The organism is Actinoplanes sp. NPDC089786 (assembly GCF_040684855.1).
Taxonomy (GTDB): Bacteria; Actinomycetota; Actinomycetes; order Mycobacteriales; family Micromonosporaceae; genus Actinoplanes.
Genome location: NZ_JBFBGU010000001.1, coordinates 1,993,751 through 2,018,889, shown reverse-complemented (window position 1 = coordinate 2,018,889; position 25,139 = coordinate 1,993,751). Strand labels below are relative to the sequence as shown.

Annotated in this window: 21 protein-coding genes; 18 read left to right on the top strand and 3 right to left on the bottom strand. The window is 70.1% G+C overall.

Features of this window, described 5'->3' with window-relative positions; all coding sequences use genetic code 11:
* The first annotated feature begins 203 nt into the window (after positions 1-203).
* The 14 genes from AB0O15_RS09665 to AB0O15_RS09600 all read left to right on the top strand — a co-directional run bounded on the left by AB0O15_RS09665 (position 204) and on the right by AB0O15_RS09600 (position 15,540).
* Positions 204-1,925 (top strand): discoidin domain-containing protein, encoded by a 1,722-nt coding sequence (locus tag AB0O15_RS09665; RefSeq protein ID WP_364316327.1) that lies wholly within the window; start codon positions 204-206, stop codon positions 1,923-1,925.
* 71 nt (positions 1,926-1,996) lie between these two features.
* Positions 1,997-2,836, top strand: a complete 840-nt coding sequence (locus AB0O15_RS09660) for a DUF1996 domain-containing protein (protein WP_364316326.1) — start codon at positions 1,997-1,999, stop codon at positions 2,834-2,836.
* A 106-nt stretch (positions 2,837-2,942) separates the two neighbouring features.
* Positions 2,943-3,938: a LacI family DNA-binding transcriptional regulator gene (locus tag AB0O15_RS09655; RefSeq protein ID WP_364316323.1), complete on the top strand. Its 996-nt coding sequence runs from the start codon at positions 2,943-2,945 to the stop codon at positions 3,936-3,938.
* A 127-nt stretch (positions 3,939-4,065) separates the two neighbouring features.
* A complete protein-coding gene (locus AB0O15_RS09650) occupies positions 4,066-4,281 on the top strand; it encodes a hypothetical protein (protein WP_364316321.1) in 216 nt (71 codons plus the stop codon).
* On the top strand, positions 4,238-5,035 hold the full coding sequence (locus tag AB0O15_RS09645; protein WP_364316319.1) for a hypothetical protein: 798 nt from the start codon (positions 4,238-4,240) through the stop codon (positions 5,033-5,035). The genes AB0O15_RS09650 and AB0O15_RS09645 overlap by 44 nt, the downstream gene beginning before the upstream one ends.
* A 341-nt stretch (positions 5,036-5,376) precedes the next feature.
* Positions 5,377-6,267: a hypothetical protein gene (locus AB0O15_RS09640; protein ID WP_364316317.1), complete on the top strand. Its 891-nt coding sequence runs from the start codon at positions 5,377-5,379 to the stop codon at positions 6,265-6,267.
* 55 nt (positions 6,268-6,322) lie between these two features.
* Complete coding sequence (locus tag AB0O15_RS09635; protein ID WP_364316314.1) at positions 6,323-7,225, top strand: TIGR03619 family F420-dependent LLM class oxidoreductase; 903 nt, start codon at positions 6,323-6,325, stop codon at positions 7,223-7,225.
* A gap of 111 nt (positions 7,226-7,336) precedes the next feature.
* The gene (locus AB0O15_RS09630; RefSeq protein WP_364316311.1) at positions 7,337-7,885 is read left to right on the top strand and encodes a DUF3558 family protein; all 549 of its coding nucleotides are present in this window, start codon (positions 7,337-7,339) and stop codon (positions 7,883-7,885) included.
* Positions 7,886-8,829: 944 nt separating this feature from the next.
* Entirely contained in the window at positions 8,830-9,822 is a 993-nt protein-coding gene (locus tag AB0O15_RS09625; RefSeq protein WP_364316308.1) for an ABC transporter permease, read from the top strand.
* A 58-nt stretch (positions 9,823-9,880) separates the two neighbouring features.
* Positions 9,881-11,599 (top strand): ABC transporter substrate-binding protein, encoded by a 1,719-nt coding sequence (locus AB0O15_RS09620; protein ID WP_364316306.1) that lies wholly within the window; start codon positions 9,881-9,883, stop codon positions 11,597-11,599.
* Between the two features lie 129 nt (positions 11,600-11,728).
* A complete protein-coding gene (locus AB0O15_RS09615) occupies positions 11,729-12,709 on the top strand; it encodes an ABC transporter permease (RefSeq protein ID WP_364316303.1) in 981 nt (326 codons plus the stop codon).
* Positions 12,710-12,866: 157 nt separating this feature from the next.
* Positions 12,867-13,832 (top strand): ABC transporter ATP-binding protein, encoded by a 966-nt coding sequence (locus tag AB0O15_RS09610; RefSeq protein WP_364317154.1) that lies wholly within the window; start codon positions 12,867-12,869, stop codon positions 13,830-13,832.
* Positions 13,833-13,928: 96 nt separating this feature from the next.
* On the top strand, positions 13,929-14,909 hold the full coding sequence (locus AB0O15_RS09605; protein WP_364317153.1) for an oligopeptide/dipeptide ABC transporter ATP-binding protein: 981 nt from the start codon (positions 13,929-13,931) through the stop codon (positions 14,907-14,909).
* Positions 14,910-14,928: 19 nt separating this feature from the next.
* Complete coding sequence (locus tag AB0O15_RS09600; RefSeq protein ID WP_364316300.1) at positions 14,929-15,540, top strand: carbohydrate-binding protein; 612 nt, start codon at positions 14,929-14,931, stop codon at positions 15,538-15,540.
* Here the strand turns inward: AB0O15_RS09600 and AB0O15_RS09595 are convergent.
* The gene (locus tag AB0O15_RS09595; protein WP_364316299.1) at positions 15,491-15,805 is read right to left on the bottom strand and encodes an Hsp20/alpha crystallin family protein; all 315 of its coding nucleotides are present in this window, start codon (positions 15,803-15,805) and stop codon (positions 15,491-15,493) included. The two genes, AB0O15_RS09600 and AB0O15_RS09595, sit on opposite strands and share 50 nt — an antisense overlap.
* A 99-nt stretch (positions 15,806-15,904) precedes the next feature.
* The gene (locus tag AB0O15_RS09590) at positions 15,905-16,321 is read right to left on the bottom strand and encodes a cupin domain-containing protein (protein ID WP_364316297.1); all 417 of its coding nucleotides are present in this window, start codon (positions 16,319-16,321) and stop codon (positions 15,905-15,907) included.
* Positions 16,322-16,366: 45 nt separating this feature from the next.
* Here AB0O15_RS09590 and dinB point away from each other — a divergent pair, with 45 nt between their 5' ends.
* The 4 genes from dinB to cobF all read left to right on the top strand — a co-directional run bounded on the left by dinB (position 16,367) and on the right by cobF (position 21,579).
* The gene (gene dinB, locus AB0O15_RS09585) at positions 16,367-17,560 is read left to right on the top strand and encodes a DNA polymerase IV (RefSeq protein WP_364316294.1); all 1,194 of its coding nucleotides are present in this window, start codon (positions 16,367-16,369) and stop codon (positions 17,558-17,560) included.
* A 278-nt stretch (positions 17,561-17,838) separates the two neighbouring features.
* Positions 17,839-18,621: a polysaccharide lyase family 7 protein gene (locus AB0O15_RS09580; RefSeq protein ID WP_364316291.1), complete on the top strand. Its 783-nt coding sequence runs from the start codon at positions 17,839-17,841 to the stop codon at positions 18,619-18,621.
* Between the two features lie 337 nt (positions 18,622-18,958).
* Positions 18,959-20,356, top strand: a complete 1,398-nt coding sequence (locus AB0O15_RS09575; RefSeq protein ID WP_364316289.1) for an ROK family transcriptional regulator — start codon at positions 18,959-18,961, stop codon at positions 20,354-20,356.
* Positions 20,357-20,820: 464 nt separating this feature from the next.
* Entirely contained in the window at positions 20,821-21,579 is a 759-nt protein-coding gene (gene cobF / locus AB0O15_RS09570) for a precorrin-6A synthase (deacetylating) (RefSeq protein WP_364316286.1), read from the top strand.
* On the opposite strand, the gene cobN is transcribed toward cobF, so the two are convergent.
* On the bottom strand, positions 21,580-25,131 hold the full coding sequence (gene cobN, locus AB0O15_RS09565; RefSeq protein ID WP_364316284.1) for a cobaltochelatase subunit CobN: 3,552 nt from the start codon (positions 25,129-25,131) through the stop codon (positions 21,580-21,582).
* Between the last annotated feature and the right edge of the window lie 8 nt (positions 25,132-25,139).

Below are 25,139 nucleotides of genomic sequence, written 5' to 3'. Positions count from 1 at the left end.
CGGCCGCGCCTTGTGGTTCCGGAACCGGGGCGCTACCTGGGGTTATCCGAGAAAGCGCTTCCCGAGCCCGTCACCAGGCATTGACAGTCGTGAAACCGGAGTTCAGAGTGACCTGTCAGAGAGCGTTTTCTTACATCCCCGTAACCGCTCCGACACATCCCTCTTCCATCCGTCCCCTTGATTCCCCGCAAGGAGATCCCCGTATGACATCCCCTGTTCTCCGACGAAGTCGCCGAGGACTGGCCGGCCTCGGCGTCGTCCTGGTCGGCCTGCTCGGCAGCCTGGTCGCGGCCACCGGAGCCGAGGCGGCCGAGGTCAACGTGTCGCAGGGCAAGCCGGCCACGGCATCGTCGACCGAGGTGCCGGGCGCCTACCTGCCCGGCGAGGCGGTCGACGGCAACGCCGGCACCCGGTGGTCCAGCGCGTTCTCCGGGTCCCAGTGGTTCCAGGTCGACCTCGGCGCGTCGACCGCGGTCAGCCGCGTCGCGATCAACTGGGAGGGTGCGTACGCCCGCGCCTTCACCATCCAGTTCTCGACGAACGGCTCGAGCTACACCCAGGCGTACGCGACCACGACCGGCGCGGGCGGCCAGCAGAGCATCCCGGTCACCGGCACCGCCCGGTACGTGCGCATCAACCTCACCCAGCGGGCCCTGGAGATCTACGGCTACTCGTTCTGGGAGTTCCAGGTCTTCTCCGACGGTGGCACCACGCCGCCGCCGGACAACCCGCCGCCCGGCGGCACCGCCCGGCTGCTGTCGTACAACAGGCCGGCCCTGGCCTCGACCTCGCAGAACGACGTGAACTGCAACCCGTGCACCCCGGACAAGGCCTTCGACAACGACCCGGCCAGCCGCTGGGCGACCTCGTCGACCAACGGCTGGGTGGACCCGGGCTGGATCTCGGTCGACCTGGGCGCCACCGCGCAGATCAGCCAGGTGGTGCTGCAGTGGGACCCGGCGTACGCGACGTCGTACCAGCTGCAGGTCTCGAACGACAACGCCAACTGGACGAGCTTCTTCTCGACCACCACCGGCAACGGGCTGAAGGACGTCATCAACGCCACCGGCACCGGCCGCTACGTCCGGATGTACGGCACGGCGAGGAGCAGCGCGTACGGCTACTCGCTCTGGGAGTTCAGCGTCTACGGCACCGGCGGCAACCCGCAGAGCCCGCCCGCTCAGCCCGCCGACCCGGCGTTCCCGGCCACCCGGGTGGTGTTCGAGGACCAGTTCAACGACCCGTCGGGCACCAAGCCGAGCACGGCCAAGTGGACCTACGACCCGGGCGTCCCGCAGAACGGCGAGATCCAGTACTACACGCCGAACAGTGAGAACGCGCAGATGGACGGTCAGGGTCACCTGGTCATCGAGGCCCGCCGGCAGGACTACCAGGGCCGGCAGTACACCTCGGGCCGGATGAACACGAGCAACAAGTTCCACGCGCAGTACGGCCGGTTCGAGGCCCGGATCAAGGTGCCGAAGGGCAACGGGCTGTGGCCGGCGTTCTGGATGATGGGCGCCGACTTCCTGCAGGGCCGCCCGTGGCCGTACAACGGCGAGATCGACATCATGGAGGTCCTCGGCCGGAACACCAACGAGACGTACACGACGCTGCACGCCCCGGCCTACAACGGCGGCGGCGGGTACGGCCAGAAGTCCACCGCCCCGGTGGACCTGTCCCTGGACTACCACCTCTACGCGGCCGAGTGGGACAGCAAGGGCATCCGGTTCTTCCTGGACAACCAGCTGGTGTTCACGGCGAGCAAGGAGACCGTGGAGAACACCCGCGGCCCGTGGATCTTCGACCACCCGTTCTACCTGATCCTCAACCTCGCTGTCGGCGGAGATTTCCCCGGCCCGATCGACAGCACCACGCCGTTCCCGTCTCGCATGCTGGTCGACTACGTACGCGTCCTCCAGTGATCTGACCGGCTCGGCACCACGCCGGGACGGGGCCCCCATCCCCGTCCCGGCGTTTTCCCCAAGGAGGAGTAATGCGCCTCGTCAAAGCCGTGCTCGCCGCCCTGCTCGCCGCCGTCGCGCTCGCCGTGCCGAAGGCCGCCGACGCCGACATCGTGCGGGTGGCCGAGTTCCTGGCCGACTGCCCCTACAGCCACCGGCTCCCGGACGACCCGATCGTCTTCCCGAGCATGCCGGGCGCGTCGCACATGCACAGCTTCTTCGGCAGCACCGTGACCAACGCGTACACGACGGTCAACGACCTGCTCAACGCGAACAGCAACTGCAACCCGTCGATCGACAAGTCGTCGTACTGGATCCCCACGTTCTACAACAACAACGTGCCGGTCGAGCCGACCACCGGCGTCTTCTACTACCTGGGCGAGGGTGTCCGCGACGACCTGATCGCCACCACCCAGCCGCTGCCGCTGGGCCTGCGCATCGTCGCGGGCAACGCCAAGGCGGCCGGCCCGAACGACAACACGATCTCGCGCTGGTCCTGCCTGCACGCCGGTCAGGTGCCGCCGTCGCACGACTTCGTGACCTGCCCGGCGGGGACGATGCTGGAGTCGTACCTGGACTTCCCGCAGTGCTGGAACGGGCGCGACCTGGACTCGGCCGACCACAAGAGCCACATGGCGTACCCGGTCGGCGGGGCCTGCCCGTCGAGCCACCCGGTGGTGGTGCCGAAGCTGCGCCAGGTGATGCGGTATCCGGTCAGCGGGAACCCGGCCGGTTTCCGGCTGGCGTCCGGCGCCGGCTACACGATGCACGGCGACTTCTTCAACGCGTGGCCGGTCGCCGAGATGGCGCGCCGGGTCAACGACTGCATCCGCCCGATCATCAAGTGCGGCGCGGATGGTCGTCCGTCGTGACCTGAAGCCGGAGAGTCGAGGAAGCGCTTCCCCGACTCTCCGGCGACCCGGTGCTATAACAGACGCCATGACGCCTCGGCCCCCGCGAGGTGGGCAGAATCCCACCATGGACCAGGTCGCGGAGGCGGCCGGGGTGTCCCGCGCGACTGTTTCCCGGGTGATCAACGGCGCGCCGAGCGTCGACGCGAAGATCCGCGAGATGGTGGAACGCGCGATCGCCGACACCGGGTACGTCCCGAATCTGGCCGCGCGCACGCTGGTGACCCGCCGCACCAACTCGGTGGCGCTGGTGATCTCCGAGCCGGAGCGCCCGAACGACACGTCGTTCCTCAACCGGGTGTTCACCGACCCCTACTTCGGGCGCATCACGGCCGGCGCGACCGGGGCGCTGCGCCCCCACGACATCCATCTGGTGATCATCCCGACCGACGCCGGCGACCATCACCACGTGATCCGCTACCTGCGCCAGGGCCACGTCGACGGCGTCCTGCTGATCAGCAGCCACGAGCAGGACCCGCTCCCCCGGCAGGTGCACGAGCTGGGCATCCCGGCGGTGATGTCGGCCCGCCCGTCGCAGCCGATCGCCGCGTCCTACGTCGACGTCGACCAGCGGCTCGGCGCCCGCCTGGCCGCCGAGCACCTGCTCGCGCGCGGCTGCCGGCGGCTCGCCACGATCAGCGGACCGCTGGACATCCCGGCCGGCCTGGACCGGCTGGAGGGTTTCCGCGCCGCGCTGGGACGGGACGTGCCGTCGCTCGAGGGCGACTTCACCCGGGCCGGCGGCGAGGAGTGCGCGCGGCGGCTGCTCGCCGCCCATCCGGACGTGGACGGCCTGTTCGTCGCCAGTGACCTGATGTCCGAGGGGGCGTTACGCGCCGTGCAGGACCTCGGTCACCGTGTGCCGGAGGACGTCGCGGTGGTCGGCTTCGACGACAGCAGCGCCGCGCTCGAGTGCCGGCCCCTGCTCACCACCGTTCGCCAGCCGGTCGAGGAGATGGCGGCGGAGATGGCGGAGATGCTCCTGGCCCAGATCGCCAGCCCGGGCCGGCTTCCACGCTCCGTGACGTTCCAACCCACCTTGGTGATCCGCGACAGCGCGTGATCGTCGCCTTTGTGCACTCATCGGTGATTCACGGGTGAACCTACATGGCTGTCGCACTCGTTGGGTATTCTCCCTCGCCGTTAGCGCGGAATCATCTGGTTCCCGCCACGATCAAGGAGCGAGTGTTGTGACCGATCCGTCCGTCCCCCGGTCGGTGGTCCCCCAGGAGCAGCGGCAGGAGCCGTTGTCCGCGGACGACATCGCCGAGGGCGAACAGTACGCGGAGCCGCACGACCCGGGCCCACCCGAGCAGTACGCCGGTGATCCGGTGCCCGACCCCTGGGAGGAGGTGCCGATCGATGGCCAGCTGGATTCTGGTTCCGTGCCTGGTGAGCCTGCGTGAGGAGTTCAACACGCTGGCGCCGGCCCGAGACAAGAGCAGCGACGGTTCGATCGGCGACTCGGCGCACGCCTCGAGTTCGAGCGACCACAACCCGGACGAGACCGGGAGCACGCCGTACGAGGACGCCGACAACACCAACGAGGTGCACGCCATCGACGTGGACATCGACCTGCGCCGGTCGGGCTGGACCATGGAAAAGGCCGTCGAGATCATCGTGACCCGGCACCGCAGCGGCGCCGACGACCGGCTGCAGAACGTGATCTACAACCGCCGCGTCTGGTCCCGGAGCTGGGGCTGGACCGCCCGGGAGTACACCGGCTCGAACCCGCACGACAAGCACGCCCACTTCTCCTCCCGTTACACGACCGCCCAGGAGAGCAGCACGCGGCCCTGGGGCCTACTGGAAGCCGAGGACGACGACATGGCAACGATCACTCAGGCCGACTTCAACGCCCGGATGGACTCCTGGTGGCTGGCCCGGATGGCGCCCAGCGCGGCCGACAACCCGTGGCGCAAGGCCCTGCGCATCGCCCCGTGGCAGCAGGAGGTCGGTCGTCGTGGCCGCTCCACCCACGACGTGCTGTTCACCGACATGTGGAACATGATGGAGGCGCTGGTCGAGGCCAACCCCGAGGTGGCCGGCACGTTCCTGGCCAAGCTGGCCGACGGCAGGTCCACCGACGAGACGGTCGCCGTGCTGCGGACCGCGCTGGGTGAGAAGGCGGCCGAGGTGGGCCGCAAGCTCGCCGCGTAACCCTCAGTGGTAGCTCAACGCGGTATCTGCCCGCACGATCCCGGGTTGGGCTACCACTGCGACAACGCCGGGCGCGGGCCAGCCGGTCCGCGGCCGGCTTTTTCTGGGTACGGCACAGCACCCGCACGCCATCCACGCGCCGGCCAGGCGGTCCGGCGCGCCCGCCGGTAAGCCGCCGGGTTGTCCAGATTCGTCCGGCAATAAAGATCACCATGAGTATATTCACGGTGACGTCGGGTGTTAAGTTGGGCGACGTGCTGGCCGACTCCCTCGATACGGCGCCCGCTCGCCCCCACGAACCAAAGACCACGCGACGCATTCCCGAGCAGCGTCGCGCCCCCGTGGAGACCGCCGTCGAGGTGGCCCGGGCCCGGCTCCGCAAGGGCCTGCGACTCGAGGCGGCGCAGCTGCTCGACCGGTGCGTGCGGGCGCGGCGGCTGGACCAGATCGACGACCAGACGCTCACCGAGCGGTGGGCGTACGCCCAGGATCGCTGCACCGGCAACGGCCGCACCGCGCTGACCGACCCGGTTCTGCAACGCGCGATCGCGTGGGTGACCGCCGAGGAACTCGCGGCCGGTGATCGCGCGCTGGCCGCCGACCGGCCGTTCGCCGCGCAACGCTTCGGGCTGGCCGCCGACAAGATCGACGCCCGCGGCACCCGGTCGGCCTTCCTCCAGGCCGGCGCCCTGCACCGGGCCGCGCAGAAGTCGCTGGCCCGCGCGGCCGAGATCGGCGAGGCCGACATCCGGGCCGAGGGTCCCGACGCCAGCGGACCGGTCGACTTCACCGGGCTGACCACCGAGACGCCGCAGAGCCGCGACCCGCGCCGCACGGTGCCGGCCCATCTGCAACGCGCCGACCGCTGCCTGCGCAAGGCGATCCCGCTGATCCTGCGCGCGTCGGCCGACCCCGAGCTGCGGCTGGAGTGCGACTGGCTGTCCAACGCGGTCGAGCGGATGCTGCACGGGCTCACCGAGCGCCGGGCGACCACCGACCGGATGGCCGCGGCCTGCGCCTGCCTGGTCGACTACGACGCGTTCGTCCGGCACTACGCCGACCAGGCGCTGCGCTGCCCGGCCGACCGCAGCAGCTTCCGGTCGTCGCTGGCCGCGCTGGGCGCCCGGGTCGACCGGCTGCTGATGCTGTCACCGGCCGGCTCGGCCGAGGCCCGGCTGCTCACCACGCTGGCCGGTGGTGTGGCCAACATGCAGCGCGCCTTCACGGTGTAGCCGGCCCTCTCCGCGGCGCCGGTTGACCGGCCACGCGCGCCCCTATGATCGGGGCATGTTGATCAGCTTCGGCCTGCCCGTCTCCGGCGCCTGGGCCCAGCCGGCCGAGGTCGGGCACATCGCCCGGACGGCCGAGGATCTCGGGTACCACGGACTGTGGACGTTCCAGCGGCTGCTCGTCGCCGAGGGTGACCAGCTCGATCCGGTCTATCGCAGTGTCCTCGACCCGGTGGTGACGCTCGGCTATGCGGCCGCGCTCACGTCCCGCATCCGGCTGGGCGTCGCGGTGATCAACCTGCCGTACCTCTCCCCGACCTATCTGGCCAAGCAGGCGAGCACCCTCGACGTGCTCTCCGGCGGGCGGGTCGACCTCGGGCTGGGCACCGGCTGGTCGGCGGCGGAGTTCGCGGCCACCGGGTCGGACCCGGCGCCGCGCGGGCGGCGTACCGAGGAATACGTCGCGATCCTCCGCACGCTCTTCACCGCCGACGTGGCGGCCTTCGACGGCGAGCTCTACACCGTGCCGCCGAGCCGGATGCGGCCGAAGCCGGTCGCCCCGGGCGGGCCGTCGATCCTGCTCGGCGGGACCGCGGAGAGCGCGCTGCGCCGGGCCGGCCGGATCGCCGACGGCTGGGTGAGCCGCAGCGCCGCCGGCCTCGACGACATCCGCCGCGGCACCCAGATCGTGCGGCGGGCGGCCGAGGAGTCCGGAAAGGATCCCGACGCCGTGCGGATCGTGGTGCGCGGCGTGGTCCTGGCCGGCGAGCGCGACGACGCGCGGCCGCTCTCCGGGAGCATCGAACAGATCAAGGCCGGCGCCGAGCTGTACGCCGAGGCCGGCGTCACCGAGTTGTTCTACGACCTGAACTGGGATCCGCTGATCGGCGGACCCGACGCCGACCCGACCGCCGCCCGGGAGCGGGCCGAAGAGCTGCTCGCGGCCCTCGCTCCGGTGTAGATCTCCCCAGAACGTGTCATCACCCCGTCGCGGTCTGTCCCCGGCAAGCCTCTGACCTGCAAGCTTGTCGCACGTCGCCCACCGCGGACGACGGTCGACCCAGGGAGAAGAATGAAACGCCCCCGTTTAGCCGCCGCCGCTCTCGTCACCTTCCTCTCCCTCACCGGCTGCTCCCTCCTCGACAAGGTGCAGGCCGCGCCCGCGCCCACGCCGGCCGCGACGACCGCCACCGATGAGGCCACCGCCGAGCCGACGCCGTCATCGGAGTCGAAGATCGGTTCGGTCAAGGACTCCGGCGACATCCCCGACCCGTGCACGCTGCTGAGTGACGCCGAGGTCAAGCAGCTCACCGGCCGGGAGATCAGCCAGCGGGACGAGGACGGCGCGAGCCCGGGCGACGCCGCCCGCTTCTGCCAGTGGCAACAGCCCAGCGGCCAGCTCGCGGTGTTCCTGTCCCGCACCACGCCGTCCGACTACGAGGTCCAGATCGACGGCGCCACCGAGGTCGACGGGCTCGGCGAGAAGGCGTTCACGCTGGCCGGCCACCTCTACGTCCTCTACGGGACGGTGCAGGTGGACGTCTACTCCCGCGGTGACAGCGACGACGAGAACCTGGCCAAGGAGAAGGACGTGGTGAACGTCCTGCTCCCGAAGATCTAACGGGGACCGGCGCCGCTTCCGGCGCCGGTGAGGTCGCCCGCCGTGACCCCGAAGCCGGTGGTAGCGCTTCTCGGTATCCGAGGGCCGGATACCGCCACGAGCTACCACCGGCGGAAGGCTCAGAACGCGGTCAGCGTGATCCCGATCGACGTGGGGTCGCCGCTGTGCACCAGCGACTCCTGGTTGTCCGGCGCGGACCCCGGCGGGTTCGCGCCACCGGTCCGGCCAGGGTCGCGTCGGGGGCGGACATGGGGTACGCCTGACCGTCACGCTCCGTCACAGTCGGGAGACTTCGCCTCGACTGTGAGAGCGCTCTCACGATCATGAGCGTCACTTCGACAGATGTCAAACGGTCAATACGGAACGGTCTCCGAGCCGGTCGCGAGGCACCATTCCGGGCAAGATCATCCACTGCCGTCGATACCAATCGGAAAGGACGAAGGGAATGGCGTCCGCATCGACGAGTAACCATCCGTCATCGCTTGCTCACCGGCAAGCGCCCCGCCGGAACCGCTGCCGACGGGAAGGACCCGCCCCGCGCCGGGGCGACGCGAGAGATCTTCCGGCGCCGGCCACGGAGCGTGTACCACAGTCGATGCCGAGGTGGGGGGCGGCGAGCACACTTCGGAAACCGCGACGTAACAACTCATCCGGCTGACCGCCTGTGACTTTGCGTGCAAGGCTGATAGCCGTATGTAGTGTGATCTGGTGCGTATGGGGCGAATCGAATCAGCAAAACGCCGGTTTTGCACAATGGAGTCCCACTCTGCGAAAGGGAACGGACCGTGTTGTGACGCGTGTCATACGCCATACGTTATTCATTCGATGCGTCAACTCATTTCCTACGAACCGAATGTCGGGCTACGTTCGCACCCGCAGCACCCGAATACCTCTCACGCACCAAGGCACGTGGAGGTCTCGTGCGTTATGGGAGGTGACACCGCGTGGAACCGCTGATTGACCCGGGCCTGGCCCCGGTCCCGGCCACGCAGGCGAAGCGGGTCTCCACACGGGGCAAGTCCCCGACGGCGATCGCCTTCGCCCGGCTCCGCCAGGACCGTCTCGCGGTCGTCTGCGCGTGCGTGTTCCTGTTCTTCGTGCTGATCGCGATCTTCGCTCCGCTGCTGGCCAAGCTCGAGGGCCAGGACATCGCGACGCTGCACCAGGACCTCACCGACGAGTACGGTTTCCCGACCATCGGCCCGAACGCCGAGCACTGGCTCGGCATCGAGCCCCGGCTCGGCCGCGACCTGTTCGCCCGGTTCGTCTACGGCGCCCGCCCGTCGCTGCTGGTGGCCGGCTCGGTCACGATCATCTCGACCATCATCGGCGTGTCCGCCGGTCTGATCACCGGATTCGCCGGCGGCTGGATCGACCGGGTGCTCTCCTGGGTCATCGACTTCGTCCTGAGCCTGCCCTACCTGCTCTTCGCGATCGCCGTACCGGCGGTCCTGCTGACCGTGTTCGTCGGCTCGGCCGACGGCGCGGGCACCAACGAGGTGGCCACCGTCCGCTTCTACTCGCTGATCTTCGTGCTCTCCTTCTTCGGCTGGGCCCCGCTGGCCCGGCTGATCCGCGGTGAAGTGCTCTCCCTGCGCGAGCGCGAGTTCGTCCAGGCGGCCAAGGTCCTCGGCGTGCCGACCCGCAAGGTGCTGTTCAAGGAGCTGCTGCCCAACCTGGTGGCGCCCATCGTCATCTCGGTCTCGCTGGCCCTGCCGACCGTCATCGTGCTCGAGGCCGGTCTTACCTATCTCGGTGTCGGCCTCACCGAGCCGACGCCCTCGTGGGGCGTGACCATCTCCCAAGCACAGTCGTACTACCGGGAAGACCCGCTCTATCTGTGGATCCCGGTGGCCGCCATCACGTTCCTCGTGCTGTCGCTGAGCCTGCTCGGCGACTCGGTGCGGGACGCCTTCGACCCCCGCACCCGACGGTGACGTTCTGTCACGCCCAGTAATGAGAAGAGGAGAAATGGGTAGGCGATTCCATGTGGCGGTGGCAGCTTCGGCCGCCGTCGCCCTGGCCCTGGCGGGCTGCTCGAGCCCGTCGTCGAACCGCGACAGTGGCGGCGGTGACGCCGACACGGGCAAGATCACGACGCAGTCGCAGGCCATCGACGCCAACGCCAAGGGTCCCGCGCCCGAGATCGAGGGCTCCCGCAAGGGCGGCAACCTCGAGGTCCAGGCGCAGACCACGCCGGCCACCTTCGACCCGACGGACAACTACTACGTCGACGCCAACGGCATCAGCAAGCTGGTGCTGCGCACCCCGACGCAGTTCGACATCCGCGACGGCAAGCCGACCCTGGTGCCCGACCTGACCGACGTCGGCACCCCGTCGGCCGACGGGTTGACCTGGACGTTCAAGATGCAGCAGGGCATCAAGTACGAGGACGGCACGGTCGTCAAGGTGGAAGACCTGGCGTACGCGATCAAGCGCTCGTTCGCGCACGACGTCTACCCGAACGGGCCGGCCTACCAGCTCGCCTACTTCAAGGACGGCGACAAGTACAAGGGCCCGTACACCAGCGGCGACACCTACTCGGGTGTGGAGACCCAGGGCACCGACACCCTGATCATCCACCTCCGGCAGAAGTTCCAGGACCTGCCGTTCTACATGTCCTTCCCGCTGTTCACGCCGATCCAGAAGGCGAAGGACACCAAGCAGGACTACAAGAACCACCCGATCGCCACCGGCCCGTACATGTTCGACACGTACCAGGCCGGCACCAAGCTGGTGCTCAAGCGGAACCCGAACTGGGACCCGAAGACCGACCCGGTCCGGCACGCCTACCCCGACACCTTCACCTTCAACTGGGGTGTCGACCTGGTGAAGAGCCAGACCGCGGTGCTCAACAGCAACGGCGCGGACGCCAACGCGATCAACTACGACCCGCTCGACTCCTCGCTGATCCCGCAGCTCAAGGGCAAGGAGACGCAGCTGCTCCAGGGTCAGAGCTCCTGCACGATCGTGTGGCAGCTGGACAGCCGGAAGATCCCGCTCGAGATCCGTAAGGCGATCGCCAAGGCGTGGCCGTACGACGCCAGCTTCAAGGCCGGCGGCTTCAACGACTACGTCGCCGAGCGCGCCAGCACGGTGCTTCCGCCGTCCGTACCGGGCTACGAGAAGTACCCGCCGGTCCCCGACCTCAGCGGCACCGGCGCCGGCGACCCCGAGGGCGCCAAGAAGATGCTCGAGGCGGCCGGCAAGGTCGGCTTCGAGATCAGCTACTACTACGACAACACCAAGCCGATCCCGCAGCAGGTCAGCCAGGTCCGCACCGACGCGCTGACCAAGGCCGGCTTCAAGGTCAAGGCGATCGGTGTGGCCACCGCCGACCTGCGCTCCAAGACCAGCGACTACGACGCCCCGGTGAACACCGGTCAGTCGCCGCGCGGCTGGTGCTCGGACTGGCCGACCGGTGGTTCGTGGTTCCCGGTGCTCTTCAAGTCCAGCAGCGTCGCCGACGGCAGCACCTGGGGCATGCTCGCCGACAAGGAGCTGGACAAGAAGATCGACGACATCAACAACCTCCCGACCGAGCAGGCCACGCCCAAGTGGGCCGCGCTCGACAAGGAGATCTTCGAGAAGTACATCGCTCTGCCGCTGTACTACGACAAGCTGGCGCTCGTCCAGGGCACCAACGTCGGCAAGTCCGTCGGCGACCCGACCACCAGCCTGCCGGTTCTCTCCAGCATGTACCTGAAGAGCTGACGCTCCTCACCCAGCGGGACCCGCGGTGGTCCGGTCGTCCTCCGGGGCGGCTGGGCCACCGCGAACGTAGGCCCCTCTCCCCTCCCCCCGACTGTTCCACCTGAACAATCCCGAACGCAGGAGCGAGCTGTGCTGCTCTACATCCTTCGACGCCTCGTGAGCGCCGTCTCCGTGGTGATCGTGACGCTGGTGGCCAGCTTCGCGCTGTTCTTCCTGGCCCCCACCGACCCGGCCGGCGTCATGTGCGGGCCGCGGTGCACGCCCGAGCGGCTCCAGAACATCCAGCACAGCCTGCACCTCGACGAGCCGGCGGCGGTGCAGATCGGCCTGTACCTCAAGGGCCTGGTCGTCGACCGCGAGTTCGAGTCCGGCGGCACCGTCCAGAAATGCTCGGCGCCCTGCCTCGGCTACTCGTACACGCTCGGCCAGCCGGTCACCAAGCTGCTCGCCCAGGCGGTCCCGGTGACCCTGTCGATCGTGCTCGGCGGCGCGGTGGTCTACCTGGGCATCGGCATCCTGGCCGGCACCGCGGCGGCGCAGGTCCGGGGTACGCCGCTCGACAAGGCCGTGGTCGGCACCACGCTGGTGCTCAACTCGTTCCCGTACTTCGTCTTCGCGCTGATCGTCGCGCTGTACCTGATCCCCCCGCTACCGGACACCAGCTATACCAACCTGACCGACAATCCGCTGGCCTGGGCGAGCGGACTGCTCGCGGCCTGGCTCTGCCTGGGCGTCACCAACGCGGCGGCCTACACGCGCTACTCGCGGGCCTCGATGATCGAGGCGCTGGGCCAGGACTACGTACGCACGGCGCGCTCCAAGGGCATCTCGAAGAACCGGGTCGTGTACCGCCACGGTCTGCGCGCCGCGGTCACCCCGGTCGCGACGATCTTCGGTGTCGACCTGGCCGCCCAGCTCACCGGCGCCATCTTCACCGAGCGGATCTTCGACCTGCCCGGCCTCGGCAACCTGACCCTCCGGGCCTTCGGCCAGTCCGACCTGCCGGTGCTGCTCGGCGGCGTGCTCGTCGGCTCGATCGTGCTGGTCGTGATGAACCTCGTGGTGGACATCGCGTACACGTTCCTGGACCCGCGGGTCCGGCTCGGATGATCCACCCAGTCCTACGCACCACTGAGGCGGCGACATGAGCGACCAGAGCATCCGGGCCCCGCAGACCGTGACCCGCACGGCCCGCGCCCGCGGGCTCAACGAAGAGGCGTACCTCCAGGTCACCGACCTGCAGGTGCAGTTCCCGACCGCCGACGGCATGGTCAAGGCGGTGCAGGGCCTCAGCTACTCGCTGCCGCTGGGCCGCACGCTGGCGATCGTCGGCGAGTCCGGCTCGGGCAAGAGCGTCTCCAGCATGGCCGTGATGGGCCTGCACGACGCGAAGACCGCCCGCATCTCCGGCTCGATCAAGGTGGGCGGCCGGGAGATCGTCGGGCTGAGCGAGAAGGACCTGGAGAACTACCGCGGCAAGGACTCCGCGATGATCTTCCAGGACCCGCAGTCGTCGCTGCACCCGTACTTCACGATCGGCGACCAGATCACCGAGGCGTACCGGACGCACAACAAGGTCTCCCGGAGCAAGGCCAAGGCGCGCGCCATCGAGATGCTCGACCGGGTCGGCATCCCCAACCCGCGGCGCCGGATCGACAACTACCCGCACGAGTTCTCCGGCGGCATGCGGCAGCGCGCGATGATCGCGATGGCGCTGGTCAACGACCCGAAGCTGCTGATCGCCGACGAGCCGACCACGGCACTGGACGTGACCGTGCAGGCGCAGATCCTCGACCTGATCGCCGACCTGCAGCGCGACTTCGGCTCCGCGGTCGTCTTCATCACGCACGACCTGGGCGTGGTGGCCGAGATCGCCGACGACATCCTGGTCATGTACGCCGGCAACGCCATCGAGCACGGCCCGGTCGACAAGATCCTCGGGCAGCCGCTGCACCCGTACTCCTGGGGCCTGCTGGAAAGCATCCCGGCGCTGGCCGGCGAGCCGCAGCCGCTGCACCCGATCCCCGGCACGCCGCCCAGCCTGCTCGCCGTGCCGTCCGGCTGCGCCTTCCACCCGCGCTGCGAGTTCCGCGACCGGGTCCCGGGCGACCTGTGCACCACCCTCAAACCCGACCTGATCCCGCGGACCGCGGACCCGGGCCGCACATCGCGTTGCCATCTCAAGGACCCGGACCAGATCTTCCGGTCCGAGATCCTGCCCCGGCTGCCGTAAGGAACGACCATGACCACCACAGCGAACGGGCGCTCCGCCGAGGGCGGGATCCGCCGCGTCGAGGGCGCACCCCTGTTGCAGCTGGACGACCTGGCGATGCACTTCAGGACGTCGGGCGACGGGCTGCTGGCCCGCGGCACCAAGTGGGTGCAGGCGGTGGACGGCGTCAACCTGACCGTCAACGCCGGCGAGACCCTCGGCCTGGTCGGCGAGTCCGGCTGCGGCAAGTCGACCACGGCCAGGCTGATCACCCGGCTGCTCGAACCGACCCGCGGGAAGATCAAGTACCAGGGCCACGACATCGCGCACCTGTCCGAGCGGAAGCTGCGGCCGTACCGGCGGGAGATCCAGCTGATCTTCCAGGACCCGTACTCGTCGCTGAACCCCCGGCACACGGTCGGCGCCATCGTCGGCACCGCCCTGCGTACCCACGAGTTGGTTGACAAGAAGGGCGAGCTGCCGCGGGTGCAGGAGCTGCTCGAGATGGTCGGCCTGAACCCCGAGCACTACAACCGCTACCCGCACGAGTTCTCCGGCGGTCAGCGGCAGCGCATCGGCATCGCCCGGGCGCTGGCCACCCAGCCGAAGATCATCGTGGCCGACGAGCCGGTGTCCGCGCTCGACGTGTCGATCCAGGCCCAGGTGATGAACCTGCTGGAGAACCTGCGCAAGGAGCTCGGCATCGCGTTCGTGTTCATCGCGCACGATCTCGGCGTGGTCCGGCACTTCTGTGACCGGGTCGCGGTGATGTACCTGGGCCGGGTTGTCGAGGAGGCGCCACGCGACGCGCTGTACGAGAAGCCGCAGCACCCGTACACGCAGGCGCTGCTTTCCGCGGTGCCGGACATTGCCGTCGTCCGGGGCGTGCCGCCGAAGACCCGGATCCGACTGGTCGGCGACGTGCCCAGCCCGGTCGACCCGCCGTCCGGCTGCCGGTTCCGCACCCGCTGCTGGAAGGCCGAGGACATCTGCGCCGAGATCGACCCGCCGCTGGACGAGAAGGCGCCCGCGCAGAAGGTGGCGTGCCACTTCGCCGAGCCGCCGGCGGAGTCGATCGTCGCCGAGGTCCCGGCCTGATCCGCTAGCCTCTTCCGCTATGTCGGCGACGGTCTACAAATCGCGATCGCGCACGCTGCGCAACCGGCTGCTCATCGCGGCCGGTGTGGTGGTGCTGCTCGTGGCCGGCTGGCTGCTCGGGCGGTCGTCGGCGTCTTCTCCGACCGTTGCCGAGCCCCCGCCTCCGTCCTCCTCGCCCTCGCCGTCACCGTCGGCCAGTCCTCCCCCGCCCGCACGCAAGATCACCTTGCAGGTCGAGGACGCGGCTCAGGTCTCGGGGCTGGAGATGCAGGACACCTCCGACACCGGGGGCGGGCGCAACGCCGGGTGGATCAACAACGGCGACTTCCTGCGGTTCGACCACGTCGACTTCGGGCCGGCGGCACCGGCCTCGGTGAACGTGCGGGTGGCGTCGGACACCGACAAGGACGGCAAGATCCTCGTCCGGATCGACAGCGCGGAGAACCCGCCGGTCGCGACGCTGAGTACGGCGCGAACCGGCGGGTGGCAGAACTGGGTGACTCAGACCACCGACATGACGCCGGTGACCGGGCCGCACACGGTCTTCGTGACCTTCGCCAACGAGGCCCCCGACGACTTCGTCAACGTGAACTGGCTGGAGTTCCGGCCTTCTTCGGAATCCGCAGGGTGAGCACACCCTCGGCGTACCGGGCGTCGAGGCGGTCACAGTCGAGACCGTCCGGCAGCACGATCTGATCCTCGACCACCTGCTCGTCGCTCCGGCGGCGGGCCGCGCTGATCGTGACCATGTCGTCCGTCACGTCCACGGCGACGTCGGCCGGGTCGGCGCCGGGCAGATAGATGCCCAGGTGGAGCGTGTCGTCCTCGCGATGCGCGTCGAGCCGGCACCCCGAAGCCCGGGTGGTGTCGAAGACGCGTGCGGAAAGCCGCAGCATCGGTCTTTCCCTTCCTTGGTTGAACCCGACGGTCCAACTGCGTCCGGGGGGTCGCTATTCCGCCCTCACCCGCGGCTCACTCGGCCTGCATCCGCGGGCTCACTCGGCCAGGCGGAAGTCGGCGAAATCGAAGCCCGGGGACACCACGCAGCTCACCAGAACAGGCTCCTGACCTGCGGGAACAGCCGCCTGCCAGGTGGCCGCCGGGATCAGCACCTGTGGATTGGTGACGCCCAGCACGGCTGTGTTCTGCAGCACGGGGGACTCGCCCCGGCCGCCGAAGCTCAGCTCGAGCGGGCCGCCGGAATGCCAGAACCACAGCTCGTCGGAACGCACCACATGCCAGGCCGAGCGCTCGCCCGGCTGGAGCAGGAAGTAGATCGCGGTCGCGGCGGCGCGCGGGCCGGCGTACCCATCGAGGTTGATCGTGGTCGTCGAGCGGAAGGTCTCACGGAACCAGCCGCCCTCGGGGTGGGGCCGCAGGTCGAACTGCTCGGCGAGGGGTGGACGGGACACGGTCGGGGCCTCCCAATGGTCGAACAAGTGTTCTAATCTAACTCCGTGCATGATCAGGCGACCATTCTGCACGCCGACCTCGACTCGTTCTACGCGTCCGTCGAGCAGCGTGACGACCCCGCCCTGCGCGGGCGTCCGGTGCTGGTCGGCATGGGTGTGGTGCTCGCCGCGAGCTACGAGGCCAAGGCGTTCGGCGTACGCACACCGATGGGCGTCACCCAGGCCCGCCGCCTGTGCCCGCGCGCGGTCGTCGTGCCGCCGCGTATGTCGGCCTACACGGCGGCGTCGAAGGCGGTGTTCGGCGTGTTCAAGGACACCACGCCGATCGTCGAGGGCATCTCCATCGACGAGGCGTTCCTCGAGGTGGGCGGGCTGCTCAAGATCCGCGGTACGCCGGTCGCCATCGCCGGGCGATTACGCGCCGAGGTCCGCGAGCGGGTCGGGCTGCCGATCACCGTCGGGGTGGCCCGAACCAAGTTCCTGGCCAAGGTGGCCAGCGCCGTCGGCAAGCCGGACGGGCTGCTGGAGGTGCCGCCCGATCAGGAGCTGGCGTTCCTCCATCCGCTGCCGATCGAGCGGCTGTGGGGCGTCGGCCCGATCACCGCCGGCAAGCTGCGCGAGCGACACATCCTCACGGTCGGCCACGTGGCCCGCATCGGCGAGGCGGCGCTGGTGGCGATCCTCGGCTCGCACGCCGGCCGCCACCTGCACGCGCTGGCCCACAACCGCGACCCTCGACGAGTACGCACCGGTGTGCGCCGCGGGTCGATCGGCTCACAGTGCGCGCTCGGGCGGCGCGAGCGCTCGTTCGACGAGATCGACGCGGTGCTGGCCGCCCTGGCCGACCGGGTGACCAGGCGGATGCGCGCGGCGAAACGGTCCGGGCGCACGGTCACCCTGCGGTTCCGGTTCAACGACTTCACCCGGGCGACGCGATCCCGCAGCATGTGGAAGGCGTCCATGCAGACGGCGTCGATCCTGGCCACCGCTCGCGCGCTGCTGACCGAGAACCGGGCCCTGATCGTCGAACGGGGGCTCACGCTGATCGGGCTGGCGGTGAGCAACCTCGACACCGACGGCCACCAACAGCTCGAGCTGCCGTTCGCTCCCGTTCCCGATGTCGATCAGCTCGACAACGCCCTCGACGCGGTACGCGACAAGTACGGCAGCTCGTCCATCATGCGGGCCGCCACCCTGGGGCGAGAGCTAGGCCCATCAGTCCCCATCCTGTCTGACTAACCGCCAGGCTGCCCCGCCACGATGCCCGCCACGCTGTCCCGCCACTCCGGTTCTATTTGCGGGGCTCGCCCTGGGTGTGCCTCTTGCCCTCTGCGGTTCTGGAGCGTCGTTGCCTTTGCTTGCGCGCGTCTGACTTTCCTTCGGGTTGGCGAATCCGTTCTCCTCCCGCTTGCCTCTTCGTTCGCTCTCCTTCCGCTTGTCCCTTCATTCATTGACATCCTTCGAACTGTTAAATAACCTTCCAGTTCTCCCCGTTGGTTCGTTGAAGGGTTGTTTCCATGAAGAGAAGGCTTCTTCTGGCGGTTGCCGTGTCGGCGGGCGTCGCCGGTGTGCTCGGCGTCGCCGGCGTCTCGTCCGCGTCGGCCGCGGCGCTCGACCCCGCACTGCCGCCCGGCGGCAACTTCGACCTGTCGATCTGGTCGCTCCAGCTGCCGATCGGGTCACCCGGCAGTCCGACCACGATCCCGCCGTCCCAGCTCCGCGGGCGCAGCGGGTACACCAACCCGGCCTACTTCTGGACCGACAAGAACGACGGTTCGATGACGTTCTGGGCGCCGGAGAAGGGCGTGACCACGCCGAACTCCAACTACGCGCGGTCCGAGCTGCGCGAGATGAACGCCAACGGCAGCGCCGCCGACTGGCCGCTGGCCGGCAACCACACGATGAGCGCCGAGCTGCGGATCCCGTCGGTGACCAAGAACGTCTGCGTCGGCCAGGTGCACCTGGGCTCGGGCGGCTCGTCCACCAAGCCGCTGCTCGAGCTCTACTACCGCCCCAACGGCGACATCTTCCTCGGCACCGAGAACTCCCCCGCCGGCGGCCAGACCCTCCACCACGTGGGGAACGTGCCCTTGGGCCAGCGATGGACCTACGTCATCAACGTGACCGGCAACCGCATCAACCTGACCGCCAACGGCAGCACAACGAACTACACCATCCCGTCGTCCTTCAACCCGTACAAGCAGTACTTCAAGGCCGGCTCCTACAACCAGTCGTCCTCAGAGAGCACCACGAACGGGGCGAAGGTCAAGTTCTACCGCCTCACCGTCACCCACAACTAGCGTTTGCCGCGGCGCCTGCCCTCCTCAACCGCCCTCCTCGTCCGCCCTTTTGACCGCCTACCTCGCAGAGCAACCTCACCCAGCGCCGACGCTGCGCCGCTTTCCTTGCAAAGCACCACCAAGGGCGCAACGTCACCCTTCATCGGCGGCGGCGGCGTGTCGGAAGTCGCGCCGGGCGCGGCCCCCAGGCGGGTCACAGGAAGTTGATCTACTGTGGAGACCCTCATGCGGGCGGCCGCCCGGCCTTCCGGCTGGGTGTGGGCTCGGCCGGCGCGATCGCTGTCGACGCCGGCCGAGACCTTTCGGCGCCGGCGCGATCGCTTTGTCGTCGTCGTGGATGACCGGTGGGGAGGGCGGGACGGTGACCGATCCGGAGCGGGCGCTCCCGCAGGCGGTGCTGCGCGCGGCCACCGACCGGCGCCTGCTCGACGAGACCATCCGGCGCGGACAGACGACCCGCGCCGAACTGGCCGCCCTGACCGGCTACTCCCGCCCCACAGTGTCGGAGGCGGTCCGCCGCATGGTCGCGCAGGGCCTCCTCGACGCGTCGGGCCTCCAGGAGACAGGCAAACGCGGCCGCGTAGGCACGTTCTACTCCCTCGGCGCCCGCGCCGGCTGGGTGCTGGGCCTGGAGATCTCCCAAACCGGCGTGCGAGCAAGAGCCACCGACCTCTCCGGCGCGGTCCTCCACGAGGACGCCAACCCACCCACCTCCCCCGGCAACGTGGCCGAGCTGACCGCCTCGGTCCGCTCATTGGTCATCCGCCTGGCCACCACCAGCGGAACAACCTTGTCCACACCCCCGCCACCCCCCAGCCCCGCGCCGTCCCCCACCAGCCCCGCGCCGTCCCCCACCAGCCCCGCACCATCGGCCACCAGTCCGGCACCGTCCCCCACCAGCCCCGCACCATCGGCCACCAGTCCGGCACCGTCTCCCATTAGCCCGGCGCCGTCTCCGATCAGCCCCGCGCTCTCTGCGGCCTCGCCGCCCTCGTCCCTCAGCGCGCGGGCCGCCGATCCGGGCCGGGCGGGCTTCGCGGTAGGGCGGGGCCCGTTCCGCGCGATCGGCGTCTCGATCGCCAGCCCGGTCGACCCCGCCACCCAATCCGTGGTCGCCCTGCACGGCACGCCGTTCCCCGACGGCCTGCTCAGCCCCGAACGCATGCTGGCCGACCTGACCAACGCGCCCATCCTCGCCGACAACGATGTCAACCTGGCCGCCCTGGCCGAGCACCGCCTGGGCCGGGCCGCCGGCGAGTCCAGCTTCGCCTACGTCTACCTGGGCGCCGGCATGGGCGTAGGCCTCTACATCGGCCACCAGCTGATCCGAGGCGCGCACGGCCTGGCCGGCGAGATCGGCTACCTGCCGGGCATCGTCTCCCCCACCCTGTCCGGCGACCTCCGAGCGGGCGGCTTCGACCGCAACGACGCCCCCTACGTAGACGTCAACGCCGTCCTGGCCCTCCTCGACCAGCCTTCCGAGACAGCCATCCGCCAGCTCGCCGAGGCCCTCTCCCGAGCCATCGTCTCGGTGGCCGCCGTGGTTGACCCGGCCCTGTTCCTCCTGGGCGGCCCCGTAGGCACCCACCCCTCCCTGCTCCCCAAGGTCCGCGAGCTGATCACCTTCCCGGGCCCCACCCGCCTGGAGCACGGCGCCCTGGGCGCCGACGCCCCCTTGACCGGCGCCCTCCAGCTGGCCCTCGAATACGCCCGAGCCGCCGCCACCGCCCCCTGATCCACAGCCTTCTGACCGCGACCTCCTGACCCACGGCGCGTTGCCCCGCAGCTCTGACCCACGGTCCCCGACCGCCGGTCGCGTTGCCCCGCAGCTCTCACCGACGTTCCCGCCCTCCGCCGAATCAGCCACCCCAAGACCCGCGCTCGCCGGAGCCGTGTACAGCCGCGCGCAAGAGCGGCAAGTCGCGCGCAAGAGCCAGCGGCGACTCTCTTGGCGGCGGCCGGAACGACCGGGCCGCCGGGACATTGGAGGAACGGCGTGAACGGCAGCATGTACCTCGTTGTGCAGGCCAACCGGCTTCGGCATGAGCACCTGCTCCGTGAGGCCGCGGCCCAAGCGCCCCGGTCGGGAACGCGAGGACCTCGCCGCCCGCGCCGGGGCCGGTATCGGCGGCGCTGACCAGCGGAGCGACGCACGCCCCGCCCGGGTGACCGGCGCGGGGCGTCCGTCATAGTGGGGCCGTGCGGAAGATCTATGTCATCGGGATCGGCGCGGGCGACCCGGACCACTTGACCCTGCAGGCGGCGAAGGCGATCGGCCGGACCGATGTGTTCTTCCTGCTGGACAAGGGCGAGGCCAAGGAAAGCATGATCGAGCTGCGGCGGCGCATGCTGAAGGGGTACGCCCGGCCGAGCCGCCGGATCGCCGAGGGCCGCGACCCCGATCGGGACCGCAAGCCCGACGACTATGTGGGCACGGTCGAGGACTGGCGCAGCCGCCGCTCGGCGGTGACCGAGGCGCTGATCACCGAGCACCTGCTCGACGACGAGACCGGCGCGTTCCTGGTGTGGGGCGACCCCACGCTCTACGACTCGACGATCGCGATCCTCGACGAGATCCTGGGCCGCGGCGCGATCACGTTCGAGTACGAGGTGATCCCCGGCATCAGCAGCGTGTCCGCGCTGGCCGCGAAGCATCGCGTGCCGCTCAACCGGGTCGGCCGCCCGGTGCAGATCACGACCGGCCGGCGGCTCACGACCGAAGGGTGGCCGGCCGGCGTCGAGGACGTCGTGGTGATGCTCGACGCCGCCCTGTCGTTCGGCACCGTGACGGACGCCGACATCTATTGGGGCGCCTACATCGGCACCGCCGACGAGATCTTGCGGTCCGGTCCGGTCGAAGAGGTGGCCGAGGAGATCAAGCAGGTGCGCGCGGAGGCCCGCGAGCGCCACGGCTGGATCATGGACACCTACCTCCTGCGGCGCCGCGACCGGGACTAGCTACTCGTCATCGCCCTCCAGGTCGCCCTCGGTGGCCAGGTAGACCTCGCGCAACGCGGCCAGCGTCTCGGGGTCGGGCGAGTCCCACAGCTTGCGGTCGGCCGCCTCGAGCAGGCGCTCGGTGATGCCGTGCAGAGCCCAGGGGTTCGACTTGGTCATGAACGCCTGGTTCTCGGGGTCGAGCACGTAGGACGCGGCGAGTTGCTCGTACATCCAGTCGGCCACCACGCCGGCCGTCGCGTCGTACCCGAAGAGGTAGTCGACCGTCGCGGCCAGCTCGAACGCGCCCTTGTAGCCGTGCCGTCGCATCGCCGCGATCCACCGCGGGTTGACCACGCGGGCGCGGAAGATGCGCGCGGTCTCCTCGGTCAGGCTGCGGGTTCGTGTCGCGTCGGGGTTGGTGGAGTCGCCGATGTACGCCGCGGGCGCCCGCCCGGTCAGCGCGCGGACCGTGGCGATCATGCCGCCGTGGTACTGGAAGTAGTCGTCCGAGTCGGCGATGTCGTGTTCGCGGGTGTCGATGTTCTTGGCGGCCACCTCGATGCGCCGGTACGCCGACTCCATGTCCGGTCGCGCCGGCACCCCGTCGAGGTCCCGCCCGTACGCGAACCCGCCCCACACCGCGTAGACCTCGGCGAGGTCGGCGTCGTCGCGCCAGTTGCGGCTGTCGATCAGCGGCAGGATGCCGGCGCCGTACGCGCCCGGCCGCGACCCGAAGATCCGCGTGGTGGCCCGCCGCCAGTCGCCGTGCTGTTCCCGGTCGGCGACCGCATGCGCGCGGACGAAGTTCTGGTCATGAGGCTCGTCCAGCTCGGCGACCAGCTTGACCGCGTCGTCGAGCAACGCCACCACATGGGGGAACGCGTCGCGGAAGAAGCCGGAGATGCGGACCGTCACGTCGATGCGGGGGCGGCCCAGCTCGCCGAGCGTGATCGGCTCGATGCCGGTGACGCGGCGGGACGCCTGGTCCCACAGCGGGCGGACGCCGAGCAGCGCCAGGATCTCGGCGATGTCGTCGCCGGCCGTACGCATCGCGCTGGTCCCCCAGGCCGACAGGCCCACCGACCTCGGCCAGTCCCCGTAGTCCTGGCGGTAGCGGGCGAGCAGCGAGTCGGCCATCGCCTGCCCGGTCTCCCAGGCCAGCGTGCTGGGGATGGCCTTGGGGTCGACCGAGTAGAAGTTGCGGCCGGTCGGCAGCACGTTGATCAGGCCGCGCAGCGGTGACCCGCTCGGCCCGGCCGGGACGTAGCCGCCGGACAGCGCGTGCAGCGTGTGGGTGATCTCGTCGGTGGTCCGCGCGAGCCGCGGCACGATCTCGGCGGCGGCGAACTCCAGCACCCCCTGAACCTGCTCGTCGTCGGTGAACCCGGCCGCCGAGGCCGGCCAGCCCGCGTCCTCCATGGCCTGTACCAGCGCCTTGGCCTGCGCCTCGACGCGGTCGACCTCGTGGGTGGGCGCGTCCTCGGCCAGCCCGAGGGCCTCGCGCAGGCCGGGCAGCGCGGCGACCTTACTGGCCCACATCTGCCGGGCGCGCAGCATCGCCAGCACCAGGTTGACGCGGGCCTCGCCGGCCGGCGCCGCGCCCAGCACGTGCAGGCCGTCGCGGATCTGCACGTCCTTGACCTCGCAAAGCCATCCGTCGACGTGCAGGATGAACTCGTCGAACTCCTCGTCGCCGGGCCGGTCGGACAGGCCGAGGTCGTGGTCGAGGCGGGCGGCCTGGATCAGCGTCCAGATCTGGGCCCGGATCGCGGGCAGTTTCGCCGGGTCGAGCGCGGCGATGTTGGCGTGCTCGTCGAGCAGTTGCTCGAGGCGGGCGATGTCGCCGTACGACTCGGCCCGCGCCATCGGCGGGATCAGGTGATCGATCAGCGTGGCGTGGGCCCGGCGCTTGGCCTGGGTGCCCTCGCCGGGGTCGTTGACCAGGAACGGGTAGATCAGCGGAAGGTCGCCGAGCGCGGCGTCGGTGCCGTCGGCCGCCGACATGCCGACGTTCTTGCCGGGCAGCCACTCGAGGTTGCCGTGCTTGCCGACATGCACGACCGCGTCGGCGCGGAACTCGTCGGCCACCCAGCGGTAGGCCGCCAGGTAGTGGTGGCTGGGCGGCAGGTCGGGGTCGTGGTAGATGGCCACCGGGTTGGCGCCGAAACCACGGGGCGGCTGGACCATCACGACAACGTTCTCGTCACGGAGCGCGGCGAGCACGATGTCGCCCTGGTCGACGTAGAGCTCGCCCGGTGGCGGGCCCCAGTGTTCCGTCATGGCGGCGCGCAGTTCCGACGGCAACGTGGCGAACCACCGAGCGTACTTCTCGCCGTTGATCCGCACCGGGTTGCCGGCCAGCTGCTCCTCGGTGAGCCAGTCGGGGTCCTGCCCGCCGGCCGCGATCAGCGTGTGGATCAGGCCGTCGCCGTCGTACTGGTCGAACCCGCCGACGCGGTAGCCGGCGTCGCGCAGCGCGGCGAGCAGCCGGACCGTGGACTGCGGCGTGTCGAGACCGACGGCGTTACCGATGCGTGAGTGCTTGGTCGGGTAGGCCGACAGCATGAGCACGACGCGCCGCTCGGCCGGCGGGATGTGTCGCAGCCGGGCGTGCCGGAACGCGATGCCGGCCACCCGGGCGGCGCGTTCCGGGTCGGCCACGTAGATCGACAGGCCGTCGGGGTCGATCTCCTTGAACGAGAACGGCACCGTGATGATCCGGCCGTCGAACTCGGGGATCGCCACCTGGGTGGCCGCGTCGAGCGGGGACAGCCCGTCATCGCTCGCCGCCCACGTGGCCCGGCTGCTGGTCAGGCAGAGCGCCTGGAGGATCGGCACGTCGAGCTCGGCGAGCACGCCGACATCCCACGCCTCGTCGTCACCGCCGGCGCCGGCCGTGGCGGGCTGGGTTCCGCCGGCCGCGAGCACGGTCACCACCAGGGCGTCCGCCCGTCGCAGCTCGGTGAGCAGCTCGGGGCCGATGCGCCGGAGGGAGGCGGTGAAGATGGGCAGCGGCGTCGCACCCTGCGCCTCGATGGCCTGGCACAGCGCCTCGACGAACGCGGTGTTCCCGGCCATGTGGTGGGCGCGGTAGTAGAGGATCGCCACGGTCGGGCCGGTCGCGGGGGCCGCCACGCGTTCGAGGACACCCCAGTCGGGCGCCTCGGCCGCGGGCGCGAAGCCGTGGCCGGTGAGCAGGATCGTGTCGGAGAGGAAGTCGTGCAGGGACGCGAGGTTCGCCGCGCCGCCGTACGCGAGATAGCCGTGTGCCTCGGCGGCCACCCCGGCCGGGACGGTGGACAGCTTCATCAGCTCGGCGTCGGGCGCCTGCTCGCCACCGAGCACCACGACCGGGACCTGGCCGGCCAGCAGCGCGTCGAGGCCCTCGGGCCAGGCTCGGCGGCCGCCGAGCAGGCGCACGACGACCAGATCGACGCCTTCCAGCAGCGCGGGGAGCTCGTCGGCCCCGGTGCGTGCGGGGTTGGCCGGCCGGTAGGCGGCGCCGCTGGCCCGGGCGCTCAGAAGGTCGGTGTCAGAGGTCGACAGCAGGAGAAACACGCGCGCTCCCATCCGGGGTC